This window comes from Pantoea piersonii, assembly GCF_003612015.1.
Classification (GTDB): Bacteria; Pseudomonadota; Gammaproteobacteria; order Enterobacterales; family Enterobacteriaceae; genus Pantoea; species Pantoea piersonii.
Window position 1 is genome coordinate 136,931 of record NZ_RARB01000008.1, and the last position, 22,639, is coordinate 159,569.

Sequence of the window (22,639 nt, forward strand, 5' to 3'; positions counted from 1 at the left end):
CTCCTCAGGCTTCTTCTTCCAGCGTCAGTTTCCAGCCGGTGACCTCAGTCCAGTAGGTCTGTTCACGCTCCAGATCGAGCTGTACCAGATTGTTCTGGCTGAAATAGCCCGCCGGGAACGTCAGCGTCCAGTGCCCCTCATCGGTGGTCAGCTTGAGCGAATCGGGTCGCGTAGTCGCCTGACGCTGATTATTGAGTAAGGTGCCAAGGCGCAACAGAAACAGCAGCGGCAGGAACTGTTTTTTCTTGAACAGCGTGACGCGCGGCAGATCTTCGACCTTGACGGCTTTGCGATGGAAGCGTACCAGCGCAGCCAGCAGCGTTTGCTGATCCTGGTTAAAACCGGGCAGGTTAGTGTTTTGCAGAATATAGGCAGAGTGGCGCTGCATGCCGCTGTGGTTAATGGTCAGTCCGACTTCATGCAGCATCGCTGCCCACTTCAACAGCGCCGCCAGCTGCGGGTTCGCCAGCTTGGGATTCTGATCGCGCCACTGCAGATAGAGCTGATCGGTGGTATCCAGCACGCGACGCGCCTGATCGTTGTCGATGGCGTAATGGTTCGCCAGGCTCTGCGCCGTACGGCTGCGGATATCCTGATGGCGGAAGCGGCCCTCCATCTCGTAGAGGACGCCTTCGCGCAGCGCGCCGTCAGAGAGGCGCAGCTCGCGAATCGCCAGCGCGTCGAACACGCCGCAGATAATCGCCAGCCCCGGCACGAACACCGATTTACGCTCTTCAGAGAGGCCCGGCAGGCTCAGCGCGCTGAAAGATTTATGCTTCATAACCTCGTCATAGAGCATGTCCAGCCGCTCTGGCGTGATCATTTTCTCTTTTTCGCCCATCGCCTGCAGCACTTCGCACGCCGCCTTGATGGTGCCTGACGCGCCGAGCGCGTACTGCCAGCCGTGCAGGCGATACTGCCACGCCAGCGTTTCCAGCTTTTGCGTCGCCGCAAGGCGCGCGCGGCGGAAGTTTTCGCGGCTGATTTCACCGTTGGGGAAGTAGAGCTGGGCGAAACTGACGCAGCCCATGCGGCGGCTTTCAACCAGCTGCGGCTCGAAGTTTTCGCCGATCACCAGTTCGGTCGAGCCGCCGCCGATGTCGATCACCAGCTTGCGTCCTTTCTCCGGCTGCGTATGTTCGACGCCCATAAAAATCAGGCGCGCCTCTTCATGACCGGAAATGACCTCGATAGGGTAGGGGATAACCTCCGCCGCGCGCTGCAGAAACTCCTCCGCGTTTACCGCCTGGCGCAAGGTATGGGTGCCGACAATGGTGACGTTGCTCGCGCTGAAACCCTGCAAACGTTCGGCGAACAGCGCCAGGCAGCTCAGCCCGCGCTCCATCGCCTCTTCGCTCAGGCGATTTTTGCTGTCCAGACCGTCAGCCAGATGTACGCGCTGCTTCAGACGACCAAGCACCTGCATAGCGCCGTCGACCACGCGCGCGATGACCATATGAAAGCTGTTTGAGCCAAGATCGATTGCCGCAAATTCTTGCGGTCTCGGCGTACTTTTATGAGAAATGGGCATAGATTATTCAGGCTGTTCCAGTTTCTTGATGTAATCATAAATCGCCAGTTGAGAGCGGACCTTACGACGATTGCCGCGCGGAACATAGCGGTTCCCCAACTCTTTATCAACGATACGCGCTTTCACCGTATCACTAAACAGAATAGCGATAATGTCCAGAATGCGTTGTTTCACGCGCGGATCGAGGATCGCGACAGCGACCTCGATACGATGATCGATATTACGCGTCATCCAGTCAGCGGAAGAGAGAAAGACTTTTTTGTCGCCGCCGTTTTCGAAAATATAGACGCGATCGTGCTCGAGATAGCGATCAACGATACTGATCACGCGAATATTTTCACTGATCCCAGGCAAATCAGGAATGAGCGAACACATGCCGCGTACCAGCAGATTGACCTTCACGCCCGCGCCGGATGCCGCATAGAGACGATCGACCAGACCGTTATCCACCAGGTTATTAATTTTCAGCGTAATGCCACTCGGGCGACCCTGCTGCGCGTTGGCGATTTCCGCATCGACAAGCTGGTAGAGCATCTGACGCGAGTTCTGCGGCGACACCATCAGGTGCTCAAAGCTCACCGGACGATAAGGGTTTTCAATAAAGTTAAACACCCGGCGCACTTCGTTGGTGATGCGCGCATCGGCGGTCAGCAGCGAATAGTCGGTATAAAGGCGCGCGGTTTTCTCGTTAAAGTTGCCGGTGCCGATATGGGCATAGCGCACCACTTCGTCGCCTTCTCTGCGTGAGATAAGAAACAGCTTGGCGTGAATCTTCAGGCCTGGCGCAGAGAAAATAACGTGCACGCCCGCTTCGGTTAAACGTTTGGCCCACAAAATATTGGCCTCTTCGTCGAAACGCGCCTGCAGCTCCACCACAACGGTGACCTTCTTGCCGTTATAGGCGGCGTGCATCATCGCATCCATAATGCGCGAATGCTTCGCGACGCGATAGATGTTGATTTTGATCGCCAGCACGCTCGGGTCAAAGGAGGCCTGACGCAGCAGCTCCAGCACATGCTCAAAGGTGTGGTAGGGGTAATAGAGCAGAATGTCGCGATCGCGAATGGCGTCGAAGCCGTTACGGAAGCCATCAAAGCCAATATGGCGGATCTGCGGCAGCGGACGGTTGACCAGGTTGCTTTTGCCGACGTCCGGAAAGCCGATAAAATCTTTAAAGTTATGGTAGCGGCCGCCCGGCACGATCGAATCGTAGTTGGAGATGGTCAGCTTATTACACAGCAGCTCTACCATGGCGTCAGGCATATCACGCTGATAGACAAAACGCACTGGCTCGGCGGTCAGACGCTGCTTGAGGCTGGAAGACATCAGCTCCAGCAGGCTCGACTCCATCTCCGTGACCAGATCGTATTCCGCATCGCGCGTCATCTTCATCGAGTAGGCGTTCAGCGCATCGTAATCGAAGAACCCTTTAAAGATATCGTCGAGACAGTAACGCAGAATGTTATCCAGCAGGATCATCGGCTTGCGGCGGCGCGGCGATTCGGCGGGCAGGTTAACGAAGCGCGGAACCTTATCGGAGGGGATCTCCAGCAGCGCATAGCGAATCTCATCGCCGCGGATGATCTCTACCGCCAGGTAGGTGTAGTCATCTTTTAAGAATTCGGTGAGATCGGTGTCGTGATTAATAAGGATCGGCGTGATGTGCTGACGCAAATCGTGTTTGAAATAGTGACGCAGCCACACCTGCTGATTAGGTGAAAGCTGGCGCTCGTTAATCAAAAAGATTTGGTTGCGCGCCAGTTCCAGCAGCAGTTCGTTATAGAGACCGTCGAATTCCTGTTCCGACTTCATGACGCGCTGCTGAATTTTCTTCAGCAGATGGCGCGGCAGGCCGGGCGATCCCTGTTCTTCGCCAATCAGGATGCGACGCTTAAGATCGGCAAAGCGTACTTTGTAAAACTCATCAAGGTTATTGGAATAAATCCCGAGAAAACGCATGCGCTCAATTAACGGGTTAGTTTTGTCCGCCGCCTCTTGTAAAACGCGCTCGTTGAAGGATAACCAGCTTAATTCTTTTTCTATATACAGCTTTTCCTGACCCATTCTGACTCCATATCGCGTTCGCAGGACTTAAAGAACCAGTGTCCGTCATCATTATGGCGAGAGTATGGCAACCTTGTCCAACGTCAATAGTTGTCTTATCAACCAGCTACGGGCAACATAGCGGCTTACTACCGATCTCATTCAGAGCCGCATGAGCCTAAAGCATATTCCCGTCAACTTCAGCGACCGCCGCCGCCGCGCTATCGACCGTTTTACGCGGCGTCTGGTCACATCCTGCGGCATCGCTATTTTACTGCTGATGCTGCTGCTCTTTTTCTGGTTGATTTGGGTGGTACTGCCGCTCTTCGCCGCGCCGGGCGTGCATCCCCAGGCCGCGCAGCGGCTGTGGGATAGCGAGCCCGCGCTGATAGTGGGAAATCAGGGCGATCGGGGCTGGCGGATCGGACAGGATGGCGCGGCGCGCTTTATTCCGCTTAACGGTCAGCCCGCGGAAACGCCGCTGATGCTGCGTCCGGCGCCGCAACAGGCGGTCAGCAGCGCCGACCAGCGCACGCTGCTGCTTAACGCACAGGGCGCGCTGACGCTGCTGCAGCCGGTAGACGGCGCATGGCGCTATCCGCTCGGCGATACGCCTTTGCGGCTGCCGGACGGCGCGATAAAAGCGATGGCGCTGGCGGCGCTAAACGAAACCAAATGGCGTGTCAGCGTGTTGACCGACGCGGGGCTGCGCGTATTGACGCTGGCGCCTCAGCAGGCACCGCGCATCATCGAGTTGCCGCAGGCGCATGCCGATCATCTGCTTTTGTCGCCGCAGGGCGATCTGCTCTATGCCAGCGAGGGCAATGTGCTGCGCGTCTGGCAGCTCGACGACGATCGCGCAACATTGCGCGAAACGGTGACGCTGGCGCAGACGCCGCGTAGCCTGCATCTGCTGGCGGGCGGGCGGAGCCTGTTGATTCAGGATGGCCGCGGCGTCACCCAGTGGTTCGCTATCGCCGGAGCGGTAGGGCCGCGCCTGCATGAAATTCGCACTTTCGCCGGGAGCAGTCCGACCGCAGATATCGTCACGGAAACGCAGCGCCGCGTCTTCGCCACGCTGGAACCCGGCGGCGCGCTGAAACTGTTCGCCAGCAAGCAGCCTGGCCCTGTCCTGCAACGCCAGCTTGCGCCTGGAATAGAAAGTGCCGCCTTCTCGCCGCGCGGCGACGCGCTGCTGCTGGAGCGCGCCGGCAGCTGGCAGGTTTTGCGTCTCGACAATCCCTGGCCGGACGTCAGCTGGCGCAGCTTCTGGCAAAAAATCTGGTATGAAAACTATCCCGCGCCGGACTGGGTCTGGCAGTCCACTAACGCTGCAGACAGCTATCAGGCGAAGTTCAGCTTTATGCCGATGGTTACCGGCACGCTAAAAGCGGCGGCGCTGTCGCTGCTGTTCGCCACGCCGCTGGCGCTGGCGGCCGCTATGTATACCGCCTGGTTTATGGCGCCGGGCTTGCGACGCTGGGTCAAGCCGGCGATCGAGATGATGGGTGCACTGCCCAGCGTAGTTATTGGGCTTATCGCCGGACTGTGGCTGGCGCCGCATATCAGCCAGGCGCTGCTCGGCGTATTGCTGCTGCCGCTGACGCTGGCGGCGACGCTGCTTATCTGCGGCGCGCTCAGCCGGCATCTGCCGCCGCGCTGGCGTCAGCCGGGGCGCGAAGTCATGCTGCTGCTGCCGTTACTGCTGATTGTGACGCTGGCTACGCTGATTATCCCGACGTTCCTGATGCGCGACGCTGCGGAATGGCTGCCGCACTACGAACAGCGCAACCTGCTGGTTGCCGGTCTGGCGATGGGTTTCGCGCTGGTGCCGCTGATTTTTACCCTCTCGGAGGATGCGCTGTTCAGCGTGCCCGCGGCGCTGGGGCAGGGGTCGCTGGCGCTGGGCGCGACGCCGTGGCAGACCCTGACGCGGGTGGTGCTGCCTGGCGCGTCGGCCGGGATTTTCGCCGCGCTGATGATTGGCTTTGGCCGCGCGGTAGGGGAAACCATGATCGTGCTAATGGCGACCGGCAACACGCCGCAGAGCCAGGGCGGTCTTTTTTCCGGGCTGCGCGCGCTTTCCGCTAACATCGCCATTGAGATGCCGGAGGCGGCGGCAGGCAGTGCGCACTACAGAATCCTGTTTCTCAGCGCGCTGATGCTGCTGGTCTTTACCCTGATTATTAACACGCTGGCCGAGCTGATCCGTCAGCGCTTGCGCCAGCGATACAGCCAGCACGAGGGCCAGGCATGAAGGCGATGCGACAAAATGACCGCTGGCGCTGGCTGACCGCAGGCGCGGTCGGCGTCTGTCTGCTGGCTTTTACCCTGATGATTGCGCTGCTGGCATGGCAGGGAGTACGCGCCTTCTGGCCGCAGCGCGTCGATCTCTACCAGCTGACGCAGCCCGGCGGCCAGCCGACGGCGCTGCTGGGCGAAACCCTTGAGCATCAGCCGCATTTCCCCGCGCCAGCGGCGGAAAATGATGCGTTGCCGCCGGTAAGCCAGGTCCATCGTTACCTGATCAAAACCGGCAACCGTGACTGGGATGCGCCCGATTTCCGCGTGATCTATGCGCGTGAGGCGCTGCATGTCAGCCAGCCGAAAGAGGTGATGGTGCTGCAGAGACGCAGCGGCGGCAACGCCTACGGCTGGTTTGCCGGACTGCGCGAAGATAACGAGGCGCTGACGGCGCGCGATCCCGATGCGCTGCTGCACCAGCGGCTGGATCAGGTGCGCGCGCTACTGCATAAAATCAACCGCATTCGTCACGTCGATCTGACGCGCCTCAACGACCAGCTGGCGGCGCTGGATGCGCGCGCCGATCGGCTACGGCAGCAGCAGCAGTTCGATACGCGCGCGCTGTCGGAGTTCGAGGCCAACCAGGCGGCGCTGCAGCGCCGTTTCGCCCGGCTCAGCAGCCAGCTGGCCGACTTGCAACGCGAGAGCCAGCGCGACGTGTTGATTCTGCGCGACGCGCAGGATCGCGAACATGTCATTCCGCTGGCGCAGGTGGTTGAGGCGTGGCGTCCCAACGGCATGAACGCGCTGCAAAAGCTCACGCACACGCTGCGTCAGATCTGGCATTTTGTCAGCGATTCACCCGCGGACGGCGAAAGCGAAACCGGTGCTTTTCCGGCAATTTTCGGCACCGTACTGATGGTGCTGCTGATGTCGCTGGTGGTGATGCCGTTTGGCGTCATCGCCGCCATCTGGCTGCATGAATATGCGGGTCGCAACACCCTGACGCGGCTGGTGCGCATTGCAGTGGTGAATCTGGCGGGCGTGCCGTCGATTGTATATGGCGTTTTCGGGCTGGGCTTTTTTGTCTGGCTGGCAGGCGGCACGCTCGATCAGCTCTTCTTTTCCCGTTCGTTGCCTAATCCCACGTTCGGCACGCCGGGGCTGCTGTGGGCGTCGCTGACGCTGGCGCTGCTGACGCTGCCGGTGGTGATTGTCGCCACTGAAGAGGGATTGTCGCGTATCCCCGACTCGCTGCGCCAAGGCTCGCTGGCGCTGGGCGCGACCCAGGCGGAGACGCTGTGGCATGTCGTGCTGCCGATGGCGCTTCCCGCGATGCTGACCGGCCTGATTTTAGCGGTGGCGCGCGCGGCGGGAGAGACCGCGCCGCTGATGCTGGTAGGCGTGGTTAAAATGGTGCCGGAGCTGCCGGTCGATGCGGTCTTTCCTTATCTGCATCTCGACCGCAAGTTTATGCACCTCGGCTTCCAGATTTACGATCTCGCCTTTCAGAGCCCCAATGTCGAAGCCGATCGTCCGCTGGTGTACGCTACGGCGCTGTTGCTGGTGGTGATTATCCTGTCGCTCAACCTGCTGGCGATGGCGCTGCGCCATCGGCTGCGCGAACGCTATCGCCTGATGACCCAATAAAAGATGATGACTATGATGCCTGATACCGAAACGGCGCTGACGCTAAACCACCTTTCGTTGTGGTATGGCGAGCGTCAGGCGCTGCACGATATTTCGCTGCGTATTCCTGAGAAGCGCATTACCGCACTGATTGGGCCGTCCGGCTGCGGCAAATCGACGCTGCTGCGCTGTTTTAACCGCATGAACGACGTGGTGGATAGCTGCCGCATTGAGGGCGAGATTCTGCTGGGCGACCACGCCATTATGCAGCCGTCGCAGGATCTGTCGGCGCTGCGGCGTCGTATCGGCATGGTGTTTCAGCGGCCCAATCCGTTTCCCAAATCGATTTATGAGAATGTGATTTATGGCCTGCGGCTGCAGGGCGTGCGCGACAGACGGGTGCTGAACGAGGCGTGCGAACGCGCGCTGCGCGCGGCGGCGCTGTGGAGCGAAGTAAAAGATCAGCTGGGGCAGAACGCCCTGACGCTTTCCAGCGGTCAGCAGCAGCGTCTGGTCATCGCCCGCGCCATTGCTATCGAACCGGAGGTGTTGCTGCTGGATGAGCCGACCTCGGCGCTCGATCCCATCTCTACGCTGGTGATTGAGGAGCTGATGACCACGCTGAAGCAGCATTTTACGCTGGTGCTGGTCACTCACAATATGCAGCAGGCGTCGCGCGTCTCCGACTACACCGCCTTTATGCATCAGGGCGCGGTGGTGGAGTTTGATGAAACGGATCGCATTTTTACCTCGCCGCGCAACCGACGCACTGAGGATTACATTACCGGACGCTACGGCTAGCGGAGGGTGACATCAGCCCATTGCAAAAGCGTTTAAGGCGTCCCTGACGCGGGACGCCTGCGTGTAACTTTGCGAGCCGCCTGTTGGCAACGGCTCGGTATCTGTTAGTCGTGCGCATAGCCCTGCGGCGGGAGCGGCTGATTATCCAGCCAGGCCTTGCCTTCGCGCATCGCTAAACGTCCCTCGACAAACCAGCTAATCACCAGCGGATAGATTGCATGCTCCTGATGCTGCACGCGCGCGGTGATCTCATCTTCATTGTCGCCGGGGAAGACCGGCACGCTGGCCTGCAGCACGACGGGACCGCCGTCCAGTTCGTCAGTGACGAAGTGCACGGACGTGCCGTGTTCGGCGTCGCCATTCTCCAGCGCCTGACGATGGGTATGCAGGCCGGGGTATTTCGGCAGCAGCGAAGGATGAATATTCAGCAGGCGATCCTGATAGTGAGCGACAAAGGCGCTGCTCAGAATGCGCATATAGCCCGCCAGCACCACCAGATCGGGCGCGTAGGCGTCGATCTCCTGCATCAGCTGGCGATCAAAGGCTTCGCGGTCGGGAAAATGGCTGGCCGCCAGCGTATGGGTCGGCACGCCCGCCTCGCGCGCGCGCGTCAGGCCGAAAGCGGTCGATTTATTACTGAAAACGGCAGCGACGCTGCCGTTAATACGCCCGCTTGCGCAGGCGTCGAGGATGGACTGAAGATTGCTTCCGTTGCCGGAAATCAGCACAACCAGCTTTTTCATGCGTTAATAACCACGCGCTCTTCCGCATCTGAAGCTTTAATCACGCCGATTTTCCAGGCTTTCTCGCCTGCAGCGCGCATCAGCTCGACCGCTTTATCCGCTTCGGTGGCGCTTAGCGCGATCACCATGCCCACGCCGCAGTTAAAGGTGCGGTACATCTCGTGACGGCTGACGTTGCCTGCCTGCTGTAGCCAGTTAAAGACGGCAGGCCATTCCCAGCTCTTCTCGTCGATAATCGCCTGGGTATTATCCGGCAGTACGCGCGGAATATTTTCCCAGAAGCCGCCGCCGGTCAGGTGGGCAATCGCATGGACATCGACCTGCTCGATCAGGCTCAGGATATTTTTCACATAGATGCGGGTCGGCGCCAGCAGATGATCCGCCAGCGGTTTGCCGTCCAGCTGCTTAGTCTGCGGATCGGTCTGGCTCACCTCGAGGATTTTGCGCACCAGCGAATAACCGTTGGAGTGCGGGCCGCTGGAGCCCAGCGCGATCAGCACGTCGCCGTCCTGCACTTTTGACCCGTCGATAATTTCCGATTTCTCGACCACGCCGACGCAAAAACCGGCCACGTCATAATCTTCGCCGTGGTACATGCCCGGCATTTCTGCGGTTTCGCCGCCGACCAGCGCGCAGCCGGACTGCAGGCAGCCCTCGGCGATGCCGGTGATAACGGAAGAGGCGGTCTCGACGTCCAGCTTGCCGGTAGCGTAATAGTCGAGGAAAAACAGCGGTTCCGCGCCCTGAACCACCAGATCGTTCACGCACATGGCGACCAGATCGATACCGATAGCGTCATGGCGCTTCAGATCCATCGCCAGACGCAGCTTGGTGCCGACGCCGTCGGTTCCGGAGACCAGCACCGGCTCGCGATATTTCTGCGGCAGCGCGCAAAGTGCGCCGAAACCGCCCAGCCCACCCATCACTTCCGGGCGGCGAGTCTTTTTCACTACGCCTTTAATACGGTCAACCAGAGCATTACCAGCATCGATATCAACGCCGGCGTCTTTGTAGCTGAGAGAGGTCTTGTCGGTCACTGCGGAATCCCCACGCGATTGCGGTTGGTGGTTAACAAAAAGCGCGGCAATTCTAACAGCGCAGGCAAACGTTTGCGAGCCCCATTGCCTGGTCAAATTGCGCGCCGGACGATTTTCATCAATCCTTGAATGCAGGATCTAAAGTTTCCCTCTTTGCGCAACGACATATGGCGCGCTTGCGAAAAGGCGGTATAATCCCGCGATTTTTTTTAGCTCAACTCATTCCGGGAGAACACCAATGAAGATCGTGGAAGTCAAACACCCGCTGGTCAAACATAAACTGGGCCTGATGCGTGAGCACGATATCAGTACGAAGCGCTTCCGCGAGCTGGCGTCGGAAGTCGGCAGCCTGCTGACCTACGAAGCCACCGCCGATCTGGAAACCGAGCGCGTCACCATCGAAGGCTGGAACGGCCCGGTGGAAATCGATCAAATCAAAGGTAAAAAAATCACCGTAGTGCCGATTTTGCGCGCCGGTCTGGGGATGATGGAAGGGGTGCTTGAGCATGTGCCGAGCGCGCGTATTAGCGTGGTCGGGGTCTACCGCGATGAAGAGACGCTGGAGCCGGTGCCTTACTTCCAGAAGCTGGTTTCCAATATCGAAGAGCGTCTGGCGCTGGTGGTCGACCCGATGCTGGCAACGGGTGGCTCGATGATCGCCACTATCGATCTGCTGAAGAAAGCGGGCTGCACCAGCATTAAAGTGCTGGTTCTGGTTGCCGCGCCGGAAGGGATCGCCGCGCTGGAGAAGGCGCATCCGGACGTGGAGCTCTACACCGCTTCAGTCGATCATGGACTCAATGAAAAGGGCTATATCATTCCGGGGCTGGGCGATGCCGGCGACAAAATTTTCGGGACTAAATAACTGAATCAGCCGACCAGAGAGTCGGCTTTTTTTTGGCAAAAAAACACAACCTTTTAAGGGGATAAATGATGACTCGTCGCGCCATTGGCGTTAGCGAACGCCCGCCGTTACTGCAAACCATACCGCTCAGCCTGCAACATCTCTTCGCTATGTTCGGCGCGACGGTGCTGGTGCCGATCTTGTTCCATATCAACCCGGCAACGGTGCTGCTGTTCAACGGCGTCGGCACGCTGCTTTATCTTTTTATCTGTAAAGGCAAAATCCCCGCCTATCTCGGCTCCAGCTTCGCCTTTATCTCGCCGGTGCTGCTGCTGTTGCCGCTGGGCTATGAGCTGGCGCTGGGCGGTTTTATCCTGTGCGGTGTGCTGTTCTGTATCGTCGCGCTGATTGTGAAAAAGGCGGGTACCGGCTGGATCGACGTGATGTTCCCGCCGGCGGCGATGGGCGCAATCGTGGCGGTTATCGGGCTGGAGCTGGCGGGCGTGGCGGCCAATATGGCGGGTCTGCTGCCGGCGGAAGGGAGCAGCGCCGACAGCACGACGATAATCATTTCGCTGGTGACGCTGGCGGTGACGGTTTTCGGCTCGGTGCTGTTTCGTGGTTTCCTCGCCATTATCCCTATCCTGGTCGGCGTGGTCGTGGGCTATGCGCTCTCTTTCGCAATGGGCATCGTCGACTGGACGCCGGTCTATAACGCGCCCTGGTTCGCGCTGCCGACCTTCTATACGCCGCGTTTCGAATGGGCGGCGATGCTGACGATTCTGCCCGCTGCGCTGGTGGTCATCGCTGAACATGTCGGGCATCTGGTCGTAACCGCGAATATCGTGAAAAAAGATCTGATCCGCGATCCCGGCCTGCACCGCTCAATGTTCGCGAACGGTCTTTCAACCGTCATCTCTGGCTTCTTCGGCTCGACGCCGAATACCACCTACGGCGAAAATATCGGCGTTATGGCGATTACCCGCGTCTACAGCACCTGGGTAATCGGCGGCGCGGCGATCATCGCTATCCTGCTGTCGTGCGTCGGCAAACTGGCGGCGGCAATTCAGGCGATCCCGGTGCCGGTCATGGGCGGCGTCTCGCTGCTGCTTTATGGTGTGATTGGCGCGTCGGGCATCCGCGTGCTGATTGAATCGAAGGTCGATTACAGCAAGGCGCAAAACCTGATCCTGACCTCCGTTATCCTGATCATCGGCGTCAGCGGAGCGAAAGTGTATATCGGCGCCGCCGAGCTGAAAGGCATGGCGTTGGCGACGCTGGTCGGCGTGCTGCTGGCGCTGATTTTCCGCGTTATTTCGCTGCTGCGTCCGGAGGAAGTAGTGCTGGACGCTGAAGAGAAGGGCGGTCACTAAGCCCCTGCGGGCAGGGACGCCCGTTATCCTCTCCCGGCGAAAACTGTGGTAGACTTGCCCCGTTTTTTGCCTGTTCTCTTTGAGGTGCTTCTGAACACGCCGGCACAACTGTCACTGCCACTTTATTTACCGGACGACGAAACTTTCGCCAGCTTCTGGCCGGGAGAAAACCCGTCCCTTATTGCCGCGCTCAAAGGCGCCCTCAATCAGCAACACGGCAGCTATCTCTATTTCTGGTCGCGCGAAGGCGGAGGCCGCAGTCATCTGCTGCACGCCGCGTGCGCGGAGATGTCGGCGCGCGGCGAAGCGGTCGGCTATGTGCCGCTGGATAAACGGACCTGGTTTGTGCCGGACGTGCTGGACGGCATGGAGCATCTGGCGCTGGTCTGCATCGACAATATCGAATGCATCGCGGGAGAAGAGGCGTGGGAAATGGCGATCTTCGATCTCTATAACCGCATCCTGGAAACGGGCAAAACCCGACTGCTGATCACCGGCGATCGGCCGCCGCGGCAGCTTAATCTTAATCTGCCCGATCTGGCGTCGCGCCTCGACTGGGGCCAGATCTACCGGCTGCAACCGCTGAGCGATGAAGATAAACTGCAGGCGCTACAACTGCGCGCCGGCATGCGAGGATTTGAGCTGCCAGAGGACGTGGGGCGCTTCCTGCTGAAACGCCTCGATCGCGAAATGCGCACGCTGTTCGATACGCTGGATCGTCTCGATCACGCCTCCATCAGCGCGCAGCGCAAACTCACCATTCCCTTCGTAAAAGAGACGCTCGGTCTTTAAAGGATCGCCAGCACCGCTTCCGGCGGACGGCCGACTCGCGCCCGATCGCCATTGACGACCACGGGCCGCTCCAGCAGGGCCGGGTGCGACGCCAGCGCGTCAAGCAGTTCGCTTTCGCTGGCGTTTTCCAGCCGCAGCGTTTTATAGAGCTCATCTTTGGTGCGCATTAGCTGACGGGCGCTGCTCAGACCGAGTTTTTGCAGCAGGATTTGCAGCGTTTCGCGATCTGGCGGGGTCTCCAGATAGCGCACGATTTCCGGCTCGATGCCCTGCGCCTCCAGCAGCGCCAGTGTTTCGCGGCTCTTACTGCAGCGCGGGTTGTGATAAAGAGTGACCATCGGCGTTTATCCTTTTTGATACTGTTTAAAACGGCTCTGCAACTGGCGCAGCTGGTCAATTCGCGCGTCGTAGCGCGCCTGCTTCAGGCTGCCGACAGGCACCTGCGCGCTGGCGCTGCTCAGGGCGGTGATCGCCTGATCGAGCTGACCGTTAAGCGCCAGCGTCTCGGCGCGCGCCGACATCTCTTCGTCATTGAGTCCCTGCTGCGCTGACGCCTGCGCCAGCAGATCCCAGCCGTTGGGGTCGTCAGGATGCGACCAGGTATAGCGGTTAAGAATGCGGCTGGCGTTAGCGGGCTGTTTCGCCTCGACGTAAGCGTTCGCCAGGTTAAGCTGCACCACCGGGCTGTTTTTTGCGCCACCTGCGGCGTTAAGCAGCGCGATCGCCTGCTGCGGCTGGTTCAGACCGATATCGATATCGGTCATAATATCGAGAAACCAGATGTTATCGGGCTGCTTCGCCAGCAGCGGCTCAATGATCTTTTTCGCGCTGGCGAAACTTTTCGCCTGTAAAAACTGCACCGCTTTGCCGTACTGCGCCGCCTGCTGCTGGCGGCTATTGCCGCGGCCATACTCATCCAGCAGCTCGTCGGTAAGCTGGTTGCGGCCGGTGGCGTACATGCCGAGCGCGCGCACTTTCGCCATGTAGTAATCCTGCGAGGACTGCACTACCACCGGGCGCATCTGGTTGGCGCGGTTGCGCGCATCCGCCAGGCGGCTGTCCGGCAAGGGGTGCGTCAGCAGGATTTCCGGCGGTTTCGAGGAGAAGCGGCTCTGATCGGCCAGCTTCTGTAAAAAATTCGGCATCGCTTCGGGGTCGAATCCGGCGCGTTGCAGCACCTGAATGCCGATGCGATCGGCCTCCTGTTCATTGCCTTGGGTAAAGCTGATAATGCCCTGCTGCGTACCCGCCAGCGTACCGGTAAGCGCCGCCATGCCCGCCTGCGGACTGGCCATCGCCAGCAAAATCGATCCCAGCGCGCCGACCCAGGTCAAAGGCGCGTTGCGCTTCTGATCTTCCATTGCGCGCGCCAGATGGCGCTGGGTGACGTGAGAGATTTCATGCGCCATTACCGAGGCGAGCTGGCTCTCATTCTCGGTAAAACGAAACAGCGAGGCGTGCAGCACCACGTTGCCGCCAAAAAAGGCGAAGGCGTTAAGCTCGTCGTTCTGGATCAGAAAAAAGTGAAAGGGCGTCTTTACCGAGTCGGCATGGGCGACCAGCCGCTGGCCGAGCTGGTTAATATACTGATTGAGCAGGGGATCGTTAATCAAGGGCGCGCTGGCACGCAGCTGACGCACATAAAAGTCGCCCATCTGCATCTCCTGGCCGATAGAGAGCGTCGAGCCCGCGGTTGTGCCCATATCAGGCAGCGAGTCGCTGACGTCAGCCCAGGCAGGCGCGTGCGGCATCAGCATCAGCGTGGGAAGCAGCGCGGCGAGTAGCGTTTTCTTTAACCGGTTCAACATGCCTGGATCCTGTAGAGAAACTCAGAGGCCTGGAAAGTACATTGTGCTTTTTCAGGGTAAAAGACGCGTCGCGTCTATCTTAACCAGAGCCTTGAGAGAAAGAAACGGTCTGCTCCGCCATTAACGGAGGCCGTAACAGTGCTTTTGCAGCAAAAAATTGAATATTAACGGCTGGCAAGCTTTCATTAAAAAACACGACGCGCATTGACGCTGGTACGCCGCATCGCCAGCATAATCGCGCTGTAGCAGCGAACGCTTTTATTCACGAGCCTGTAAAAGGCGCTTTCTCCAGTTGAATCAGTGGGCTCCTGATCCCTCTCTCGATTAAAGATATGTAAATTTGCTCAAAAAAATTGAATGTGGCATGTTTTTTTCCAGGCTTACTCTGAAAAAAACAGCCGAAAAAGCGCTGGGGAGTGAAAGTGAAAATCAATAATTTTTATTGTGAAATAGCGCTAGTCTTTTGAACAACATTAATCGCTGGCCCGTTATTTACCCCAGACCTTTTTATTCTCCTTGCCTCTTCTCTTTTATATCGATCCACCTCAATACAGAGCTGTACACGCAGCGCCATCAAACTCCTTTATTAAGCTGGTGAATTAATAATTTCATTTGAAATTAATAGGGCGCAGCGGCTCAGCGCCGCACCCTTTTGCCACGCCGGGGCTGTGGTATAGATAGCTCACCCGATTCAGGATGTGAATCAGCCCTACGCTGTTGTCCGGAGATAATTTATGCGTTCAGCTGTATCTTACGCGCTCATCGCCATTATTGGCGGTGCTGTTGGCGCGGGCGTTACCCAGAGCGGCGCGCTCTATCAAAAGGTCGTTAACCACTTCGCCGCCAAACCCAGCGATCCCGAAGGCTTCTGGAGCACACCTGCCGTCGAAGGCTACGGAAAGATCCACTACGAGCCGGATGCCGCCTTTAAACCGGTCGCGGGCCTGAGCAATAAAATCGTTTTCCAGATCACCCGCAGCGACGGCGAGATGACCGACGTTAACCTTGGCCTGGAGCGCGTAGCGCGCGTGGTCAATCTCTATGTCGCCTCCGGCGTGCCCGCCGAAGATCTGAAATTCGTGGTCTCGGTGACGGGTGACGCAACGCCAGCGATGCTGGATAACGCCCATTTCAAACAGTTTTATGGCGTAGACAATCCCAACCTCAAGCTTATCGGCGAGCTGAATAAGCTGGGCGTGAAGGTCTCCGTCTGCGACCAGTCGGTGGCTTTCCACCATTACCCCAACGACTGGATCGATAAATCAGTTGTCCATGCGCTTTCCAGCCCGACCACGGTCTCAACCCTGGAGAACCAGGGTTACGCATGGCTACAGATGTAATCACACTTTGAAAATAACAAGCAGGAGAATAACGATGCGTCCAGCGGCCTATATTGTGGTGGCGGCTATAGCCGGTTTTATTGGCGGCAATGTGTTACAGCTGCCGGAATTATATGAAAAAGTAAGCGGCAAATTCGCCGATAACAACACGCAGCCAGCAGATTTCTGGAGTACGCCCGCGATTGAAGGCTACGGCAAAATTCACTATGTCGATACGCCCGCTTATAAGCCAGGCACCGTACCGGGCCTGAGCAATAAAATCGTGTTCCAGATTAACCGCAGTGAAGGCGATATTCGTAAGCCGAACCTGGGGCTGGAGCGCGTTGCCCGCGTGACTAACCTCTATTACGCCGCAGGCGTGCCGCTGAATCAGCTGAATTTCGTGGTATCGATCAACAGCGATGCGGTGTCGGCGGCGCTGAACAACGAGCAGTTCCACAAAGCGTACGGCGTGGACAACCCGAACCTTAAGCTGATCGACGAGCTGGAAAAAGCGGGCGTGAAGGTGTCGATTTGCGACCAGTCGGTGGCTTTCCACAACCTGCAGCGCGAGTGGATCGATCAGCGCGTTACCCACACCATCTCCAGCGGCACCACCGTCGCAACGCTGCAAAACGAAGGCTACGCCTTCCTGATGCTGTAAACCTCTCTCTGACAGCGGCCGCGCGCCGCTGTCATCTGTTCGTCATCCCGCTGCGATTGTTCTGTCATACAACCCCTTTACTTTGAGCGCCAATGAGATCGTTCTCATCAGCGTATTGAGGGGGAAAAATGACGGATTTAGTCAGCGTAGCGAAACTGGCGGGCGTTTCTCGCGCCACGGCGGCGCGCGCCTTCTCCGATCCCCATTTGCTGAAAGAGAGTACGCTGCAGCGCGTGCTGGCGGCTTCCGACCAGCTTGGCTTCCGGCCCAACCATATTGCGCGTCAGCTGCGCACCCAAAGCTCCACCACGCTTGGCGTATTGCTGCCCTCGCTGTTAAACCCGGTATTTGCGCAGCAGCTTCAGGCGATGGAGCGACAGGCGCGACTGGCCGGATTTGGCCTGCTGGTCGCCACCAGCGACTATCAGGCCGAGCGCGAAGCGGCGATTGTGGAGCATATGCTGCGTCAGCGCGTCGCCGGGCTGGTGTTGACGGTGGCCGACGCGGATCGCAGCGCCGTGCTGCCAACGCTTGCCGCGGCGCAGATGCCGTTTGTGCTGGCGCATAACGTGCCGCAGAGCGCGGGCTGGCCGAGCGTCTGCGTTGATAACCGCCGCGCGATGGCAGAAGCCACTGAACATTTGCTGACGCTGGGCCATTGTCATATCGGCATGGTTACCGGGCCGGTCTGGCAGTCCGATCGCGCGCAGCAGCGCTTTCTCGGCTACTGCGATGCGATGCAGCAGGCGGGGCTGAAACCCTTTCCGCTGATTGAGATGCCGAGCCATACGCGCTCCGATTTTCAGCAGCTGCGGCCACGTCTGCAGGGTGCAAATCCGCTGACGGCGGTGATCTGCAGTAACGACCTGCTGGCCATCAGCCTGATGGGTGCCGCCGCACGCGCAGGCGTTCAGGTGCCAACTCAGCTCTCAATTATGGGCTTCGACGGCATTGAAACCGGCGAACATCTTTCACCGTCGCTTGCCTCGGTAGTGCAGCCCAGCGATCTGCTTGGCGCATGCGCTATCGATATGCTTTTACAACAATCCAGCGGCGGGCCCCGCATGCTGGCACACCACCTGCGGTTGGGCGAGAGCATCGCGCCCGCGCCGCGCTCTACTTTCGTCAACTCCAGGGAATCCACATGTCAACGCACAATAAAATGAAAATGTTAACCGCTGCGGCGCTGCTGGCTGCATGCGGTATGGCGAGCCAGACCGCCCACGCGGCGGAAAGCGCGATCTGCTACAACTGCCCGCCGGAATGGGCGGACTGGGGAACGCAGCTGAAAGCCATCGCGCGCGACACCGGCATTCAGGTGCCGCAGGACAATAAAAACTCCGGCCAGGCGCTGGCGCAGATGGTTGCCGAGAAGAGCAATCCGGTCGCCGACGTGGTCTATTACGGCGTAAGCTTTGGCATCCAGGCGGCGGGCACTGGCGTGATCGCCGACTACAAACCGGCGCACTGGGATACGATCCCGGCAGGCATGAAAGATCCCGACGGCAAGTGGGTGGCGCTGCACTCCGGCACCATGGGCTTTATGGTCAATGTCGATGCGCTGGGCGGCGCGCCGGTGCCTCAATCCTGGGATGATCTGCTCAAGCCGGAATATAAAGGTATGGTGGGCTATCTTGACCCCTCCAGCGCCTTTGTTGGCTATGTCGCCGCCGTGGCGGTGAACCAGGCGAAAGGCGGCACCATGCAGGACTTTACTCCGGCGCTCAGCTGGTTCAAAAAGCTGCAGGTCAATCAGCCGATCGTTCCAAAGCAGACCGCCTATGCGCGCCTGATTTCAGGCGAGATCCCGATTCTGCTCGACTACGACTTCAACGCCTACCGCGCAAAATATAAAGACCATGCCAACGTCGCCTTTGTGATCCCGAAAGAGGGCACGGTAACGGTGCCTTACGTCATCAGCCTGGTGAAGAACGCGCCGCACGAAGCCAACGGCAAAAAAGTGATCGACTATGTGCTCTCGGATAAAGGGCAGGCTATCTGGGCTAATGCCTATCTGCGCCCGGTGCGCCCGTCGGCGATGTCCGCCGAGGCGAAGGCGAAGTTCCTGCCTGACAGCGACTACGCCCGCGCCCAGACTGTTGACTACCAGCAGATGGCCGATGCGCAGAAAGCCTTTTCCGCCCGCTACCTGAGCGAGATCCGTTAATGTCGCTGCTGGATACCCGCAGCCGCGCGCCGACGGCCCTGCGCCGTCGGGCGCATCAGGGCGCGCGCTGGCCCTGGATGCTGCTGCCCGCGCTGCTGTTTTTTGCCGCCTTCTGGCTGCTGCCTTTTGCGCGTCTGCTGCAGATCGGCGTCACGCCCGACCGCACCACGCAGCAGAGCGGCTACTGGACGGTCATTAGCCAGCCGCAGTATCTGCAAAGCCTGCTCAACACTGTGCTGCTGTCGCTGGCGGTGACGCTGATGACGCTGCTGATCGCCGCCGTGGTCGGCTGTTTTCTGGCGCGTCAGCGCTTCGCCGGGCGCGGCACGCTGCTGGCGCTGCTGACCTTTCCGCTCGCCTTTCCCGGCGTTGTGGTGGGATTCCTGGTGGTGATGCTGGCGGGCCGCCAGGGCGTGCTGGCGCAGCTGAGCATGAGCCTGTTTCACGAGCGCTGGACGCTCGCCTATTCGCTCAGCGGCCTCTTTATCGGCTACCTCTATTTTTCGCTGCCGCGCGCCATCGTCACGCTGGTGGCGGCGAGCGAAAAACTGGATCGCTCGCTGGAAGAGGCGGCGCGTTCGCTGGGTGCCAGTCAGTGGCGCATTACCTGGGACGTCATCGTGCCGGGACTGAAGCCGGCGCTGCTTTCCAGCGGCGCGCTCTGCTTCGCCACCAGCATGGGCGCCTTCGGCACCGCGTTTACGCTGGGCACCAGCCTTAGCGTATTGCCGCTGACTATTTACGGCGAGTTCACCAACTACGCCAACTTCGCCACCGCTGCGGCGCTGTCGGTGGTTATGGGGGCAGTAGCCTGGCTGGGCCTGATGCTGGCGCGCGCCCTGACGCGGGCGTCGGGAGAGGAAGCGTGATGAAACGTCGTACGCTGTTTTATCTGCAGGCCGGCATTACCACGCTGACGGCGCTGTTTATGATCGTGCCGGTGGTGCTGTCGATGCTGGCGGGCGTCACGGAGAACTACTTTATCGGCCTGCGCAGCGGCCTGACGCTGAAGTGGGTCGGACAGGTATGGGAGCTGTACGCCGATACCTTCTGGCTGTCGCTGCTGATTGCGCTCTGCTGCCTGGCTATTACCGTCGCGATCGGGCTGCCCGCTGCCTGGGGTTTGCTGAAGGCGCCGCCGCGCTGGTCCGCCCGCATCGAAGAGTGTCTGATGCTGCCGGTAGCGCTGCCGGGTCTGGCTACCGCGCTCGGCATTATTCTGCTCTATGGTCGGTTTAACGGCCTGCGCGACAGCTGGCTGTTTATTTTGATCGGCCACGTGCTCTTTACGCTGCCCTTTATGATCCGTCCGGTGCTGGCGGTGATGCAGGCGATTCAGCTGCCGCGCCTTGAAGAGGCGGCCGCCAGCCTGGGGGCCGGATTCTGGCGTCGTTTTTTCACCGTTGTGGTGCCCAACTGCCGCAACGGCATCCTGGCGGGCGCGTTTATGGTAATTACGCTCTCGGTAGGCGAGTTCAATATCACCTGGATGCTGCATACGCCGCTGACGAAAACGCTGCCGGTAGGGCTGGCGGACAGCTACGCCTCGATGCGGCTGGAAGTGGGATCGGCCTACACGCTGATCTTTATCGTTATGATTTTACCGCTGTTGCTGATGCTGAACGCCTGCAATCACTGGCTGACGCGCCAGGCGACGCGAAACGCTGTTAAGGAGCTGGCATGAATAACGATGCCGTTACCGTCACGCTGCGCGGCTGCTCGCGCCGCTTTCATCAACATACCGCGCTGCATCCGCTCGATCTTACCGTTCACGCCGGTGAAACCCTGGTGCTGCTCGGGCCATCCGGCTGCGGCAAAACCACCACGCTGCGCATTATCAGCGGGCTGGAGAGCAGCGACGAGGGCGGCAAAGTCTGGTTCGACGATCGCGACGTCACCGCGCTGCCGATCGAGAAGCGCAATGTCGGCATGGTGTTTCAAAACTACGCGCTGTTTCCCAATATGAACGTGGCGCAGAACGTCGAGTACGGCCTGAAAGTGCAGGGCGTGGCGCGTGTTGAGCGTGAAGCGCGGGTGAAAGAGATGCTGGCGCTAGTGGATCTCAGCGCGCTGGCGAACCGCGCTATCGACAAACTCTCCGGCGGGCAGAAGCAGCGCGTGGCGCTGGCGCGTGCCCTGGCCGCGCGGCCGAAAGTATTGCTGTTCGACGAGCCGCTGGCGGCACTTGACGCCAAACTGCGCGAGCGTCTGCGGCTTGAGATCGGTGCGCTGCTGAAAAAGCTCGCGATTACCGCCGTTTACGTCACGCACGATCAGCAGGAGGCGATGGCGCTCGGCGACCGCATCGCGGTGATGGAGCAGGGGCGTATCGCCCAGATCGACACGCCGCAGGCGATTTACCAGCGGCCGGCGACGCGCTTCGTCGCCGATTTCGTCGGCGCGATTAACTGCGTCGAGACCGACGTCCACGGCGAGCCGCGTCAGTTCTGCCGCCCGGAGGATATCTTACTGGCGGACGACAACCGCTACGCGCGCCACGGCTACATTGTCGGCAGCACTTTTTTAGGCGCCGCGCAGCGTTTGCAGATCGATATCGGTCTCGCCGCGCCGATTCAGGTGGAGCGTCATGCGCGGGAAGCCTGGCACGCCGGGCAACGCGTTACCTGGACGCTGGCGCCGCGCGCCGCGCTAGAATTTACCGGTTATTAAGGAGAGTTTTGTGTTTGCCAAACCTACGCTGATTGCGCAAATCAGCGATCTGCATATTAAGGCGAACGGTCGCCTGTCCTATAAAAAAGTGGATACGCAGGCCGCGCTACTGCGCGCCATTGACACCCTTAACGCGCTGCGGCCGCAGCCGGACATGGTGGTGATCACCGGCGATCTGGTCGATTTCGGCACGGTGGAGGAGTATCAGACGCTGCGTCTGGCCCTGCGCCGCCTGCAGCTGCCGTTCCGCCTGATGCCGGGCAACCATGACGATCGCCAGGCGCTGCGCGCCGTCTTTATCGATCATGACTACCTCCAGCACGGCGCTACGCTTAACTGGCAGCTGAAGGTAGGGCCGCTGAAGCTGCTCGCGCTCGACTCCAGCGTGCCGGAACAGCCCTGGGGTTATGTCGATGAATATCAGCTGACGTGGCTGGAGGAAAGCCTGACGCGCGAACCGGCTGCGCCGACGCTGGTCATGCTGCACCATCCGCCTTTTACCTGCGGCATCGATCATATGGATCGCCAGCGGCTGCGCAATCCCGACGCGCTCGCGGCCATTATTGCCCGCCATCCGCAGGTAGAGCGGGTCCTGTGCGGCCATCTGCATCGCAGCCTGCAGACACGTTTCGCCGGTACGCTGGCGGTGTGTGCGCCGGGCGTTTCCCATCAGGTGGCGCTTGACCTGCAACCGGACGGCCCGGCCCATTTCGTGCTGGAGCCGCCAGGCTTCCTGCTGCATTGCTGGCAGCCGGAGCAGGGCATGGTGACGCACCAGTGCGCCATCGGCGACTATTCCGGTCCCTGGCCCTTCTACGATCAGCACGGTTTGATCGATTAGCGCCGGGCGCGAATCGCGGGTTTCAGAGAATGTAACGGTTGGAAAGGTGCTCAGGAGGGCGGCAGGGTGTACACTTGCCTCTTGCCTCACCAGGGCAGATAACCTCCAACAATAACGACATTCTCAGGCCTTT

The 22,639-nt window shown here is 59.6% G+C and carries 20 protein-coding genes; 14 read left to right on the forward strand and 6 right to left on the reverse strand.

Features of this window, described 5'->3' with window-relative positions; genetic code table 11:
* Window positions 1-4: 4 nt before the first annotated feature.
* Together ppx and ppk1 are read right to left on the reverse strand one after the other, a co-directional pair.
* Complete coding sequence (ppx, locus tag D7S44_RS19160; protein ID WP_120457578.1) at window positions 5-1,531, reverse strand: exopolyphosphatase; 1,527 nt, start codon at window positions 1,529-1,531, stop codon at window positions 5-7.
* Window positions 1,532-1,534: 3 nt separating this feature from the next.
* Entirely contained in the window at window positions 1,535-3,595 is a 2,061-nt protein-coding gene (gene ppk1 / locus D7S44_RS19165; protein ID WP_120457580.1) for a polyphosphate kinase 1, read from the reverse strand.
* Between the two features lie 151 nt (window positions 3,596-3,746).
* Here ppk1 and D7S44_RS19170 point away from each other — a divergent pair, with 151 nt between their 5' ends.
* Genes D7S44_RS19170 through pstB form a run of 3 tightly spaced genes read left to right on the forward strand, consistent with a single transcriptional unit; the run spans window position 3,747 to window position 8,248 of the window.
* Window positions 3,747-5,831, forward strand: coding sequence for an ABC transporter permease subunit (locus D7S44_RS19170; RefSeq protein ID WP_120457582.1), 2,085 nt, complete (start codon window positions 3,747-3,749; stop codon window positions 5,829-5,831).
* Entirely contained in the window at window positions 5,828-7,468 is a 1,641-nt protein-coding gene (pstA, locus tag D7S44_RS19175; RefSeq protein WP_120457584.1) for a phosphate ABC transporter permease PstA, read from the forward strand. Before D7S44_RS19170 ends, pstA begins: the two co-directional genes overlap by 4 nt.
* Window positions 7,469-7,480: 12 nt before the next feature.
* Window positions 7,481-8,248: a phosphate ABC transporter ATP-binding protein PstB gene (gene pstB, locus D7S44_RS19180; RefSeq protein ID WP_120457586.1), complete on the forward strand. Its 768-nt coding sequence runs from the start codon at window positions 7,481-7,483 to the stop codon at window positions 8,246-8,248.
* A 104-nt stretch (window positions 8,249-8,352) separates the two neighbouring features.
* On the opposite strand, the gene purN is transcribed toward pstB, so the two are convergent.
* Both purN and purM read right to left on the reverse strand, forming a co-directional pair.
* Complete coding sequence (gene purN, locus D7S44_RS19185; protein WP_120457588.1) at window positions 8,353-8,991, reverse strand: phosphoribosylglycinamide formyltransferase; 639 nt, start codon at window positions 8,989-8,991, stop codon at window positions 8,353-8,355.
* Complete coding sequence (gene purM / locus D7S44_RS19190) at window positions 8,988-10,028, reverse strand: phosphoribosylformylglycinamidine cyclo-ligase (protein WP_120457589.1); 1,041 nt, start codon at window positions 10,026-10,028, stop codon at window positions 8,988-8,990. Before purM ends, purN begins: the two co-directional genes overlap by 4 nt.
* Window positions 10,029-10,266: 238 nt before the next feature.
* Here purM and upp point away from each other — a divergent pair, with 238 nt between their 5' ends.
* The 3 genes from upp to hda all read left to right on the forward strand — a co-directional run bounded on the left by upp (window position 10,267) and on the right by hda (window position 13,037).
* Window positions 10,267-10,893 carry a uracil phosphoribosyltransferase gene (upp, locus tag D7S44_RS19195; protein WP_120457591.1) on the forward strand — a complete coding sequence of 209 codons (627 nt, stop codon included), beginning with the start codon at window positions 10,267-10,269 and terminating at the stop codon, window positions 10,891-10,893.
* A 68-nt stretch (window positions 10,894-10,961) separates the two neighbouring features.
* Entirely contained in the window at window positions 10,962-12,245 is a 1,284-nt protein-coding gene (gene uraA / locus D7S44_RS19200; RefSeq protein ID WP_120457593.1) for a uracil permease, read from the forward strand.
* Between the two features lie 90 nt (window positions 12,246-12,335).
* Entirely contained in the window at window positions 12,336-13,037 is a 702-nt protein-coding gene (gene hda / locus D7S44_RS19205) for a DnaA inactivator Hda (protein ID WP_218834638.1), read from the forward strand.
* Here the strand turns inward: hda and arsC are convergent.
* The gene (arsC, locus tag D7S44_RS19210; protein WP_120457595.1) at window positions 13,034-13,375 is read right to left on the reverse strand and encodes an arsenate reductase (glutaredoxin); all 342 of its coding nucleotides are present in this window, start codon (window positions 13,373-13,375) and stop codon (window positions 13,034-13,036) included. The genes hda and arsC overlap by 4 nt on opposite strands.
* A 6-nt stretch (window positions 13,376-13,381) precedes the next feature.
* Complete coding sequence (bepA, locus tag D7S44_RS19215) at window positions 13,382-14,845, reverse strand: beta-barrel assembly-enhancing protease (protein WP_120457597.1); 1,464 nt, start codon at window positions 14,843-14,845, stop codon at window positions 13,382-13,384.
* Window positions 14,846-15,579: 734 nt separating this feature from the next.
* On the opposite strand from bepA, the gene D7S44_RS19220 reads away from it, so the two are divergent.
* The 8 genes from D7S44_RS19220 to D7S44_RS19255 all read left to right on the forward strand — a co-directional run bounded on the left by D7S44_RS19220 (window position 15,580) and on the right by D7S44_RS19255 (window position 22,506).
* The gene (locus D7S44_RS19220) at window positions 15,580-16,185 is read left to right on the forward strand and encodes a DsrE family protein (RefSeq protein WP_120457599.1); all 606 of its coding nucleotides are present in this window, start codon (window positions 15,580-15,582) and stop codon (window positions 16,183-16,185) included.
* A gap of 34 nt (window positions 16,186-16,219) precedes the next feature.
* Complete coding sequence (locus D7S44_RS19225) at window positions 16,220-16,828, forward strand: DsrE family protein (protein WP_120457601.1); 609 nt, start codon at window positions 16,220-16,222, stop codon at window positions 16,826-16,828.
* A gap of 128 nt (window positions 16,829-16,956) precedes the next feature.
* The gene (locus tag D7S44_RS19230; protein ID WP_120457659.1) at window positions 16,957-17,994 is read left to right on the forward strand and encodes a LacI family DNA-binding transcriptional regulator; all 1,038 of its coding nucleotides are present in this window, start codon (window positions 16,957-16,959) and stop codon (window positions 17,992-17,994) included.
* The gene (locus D7S44_RS19235; RefSeq protein WP_120457604.1) at window positions 17,973-18,995 is read left to right on the forward strand and encodes an ABC transporter substrate-binding protein; all 1,023 of its coding nucleotides are present in this window, start codon (window positions 17,973-17,975) and stop codon (window positions 18,993-18,995) included. The genes D7S44_RS19230 and D7S44_RS19235 overlap by 22 nt, the downstream gene beginning before the upstream one ends.
* Window positions 18,995-19,864, forward strand: coding sequence for an ABC transporter permease (locus tag D7S44_RS19240; protein WP_120457606.1), 870 nt, complete (start codon window positions 18,995-18,997; stop codon window positions 19,862-19,864). The genes D7S44_RS19235 and D7S44_RS19240 overlap by 1 nt, the downstream gene beginning before the upstream one ends.
* Entirely contained in the window at window positions 19,864-20,679 is an 816-nt protein-coding gene (locus D7S44_RS19245; protein ID WP_120457608.1) for an ABC transporter permease, read from the forward strand. The genes D7S44_RS19240 and D7S44_RS19245 overlap by 1 nt, the downstream gene beginning before the upstream one ends.
* Window positions 20,676-21,665, forward strand: coding sequence for an ABC transporter ATP-binding protein (locus D7S44_RS19250; RefSeq protein WP_120457610.1), 990 nt, complete (start codon window positions 20,676-20,678; stop codon window positions 21,663-21,665). The genes D7S44_RS19245 and D7S44_RS19250 overlap by 4 nt, the downstream gene beginning before the upstream one ends.
* Window positions 21,666-21,675: 10 nt before the next feature.
* Window positions 21,676-22,506 carry a phosphodiesterase gene (locus D7S44_RS19255; RefSeq protein WP_120457612.1) on the forward strand — a complete coding sequence of 277 codons (831 nt, stop codon included), beginning with the start codon at window positions 21,676-21,678 and terminating at the stop codon, window positions 22,504-22,506.
* The last annotated feature ends 133 nt before the right edge of the window (window positions 22,507-22,639 follow it).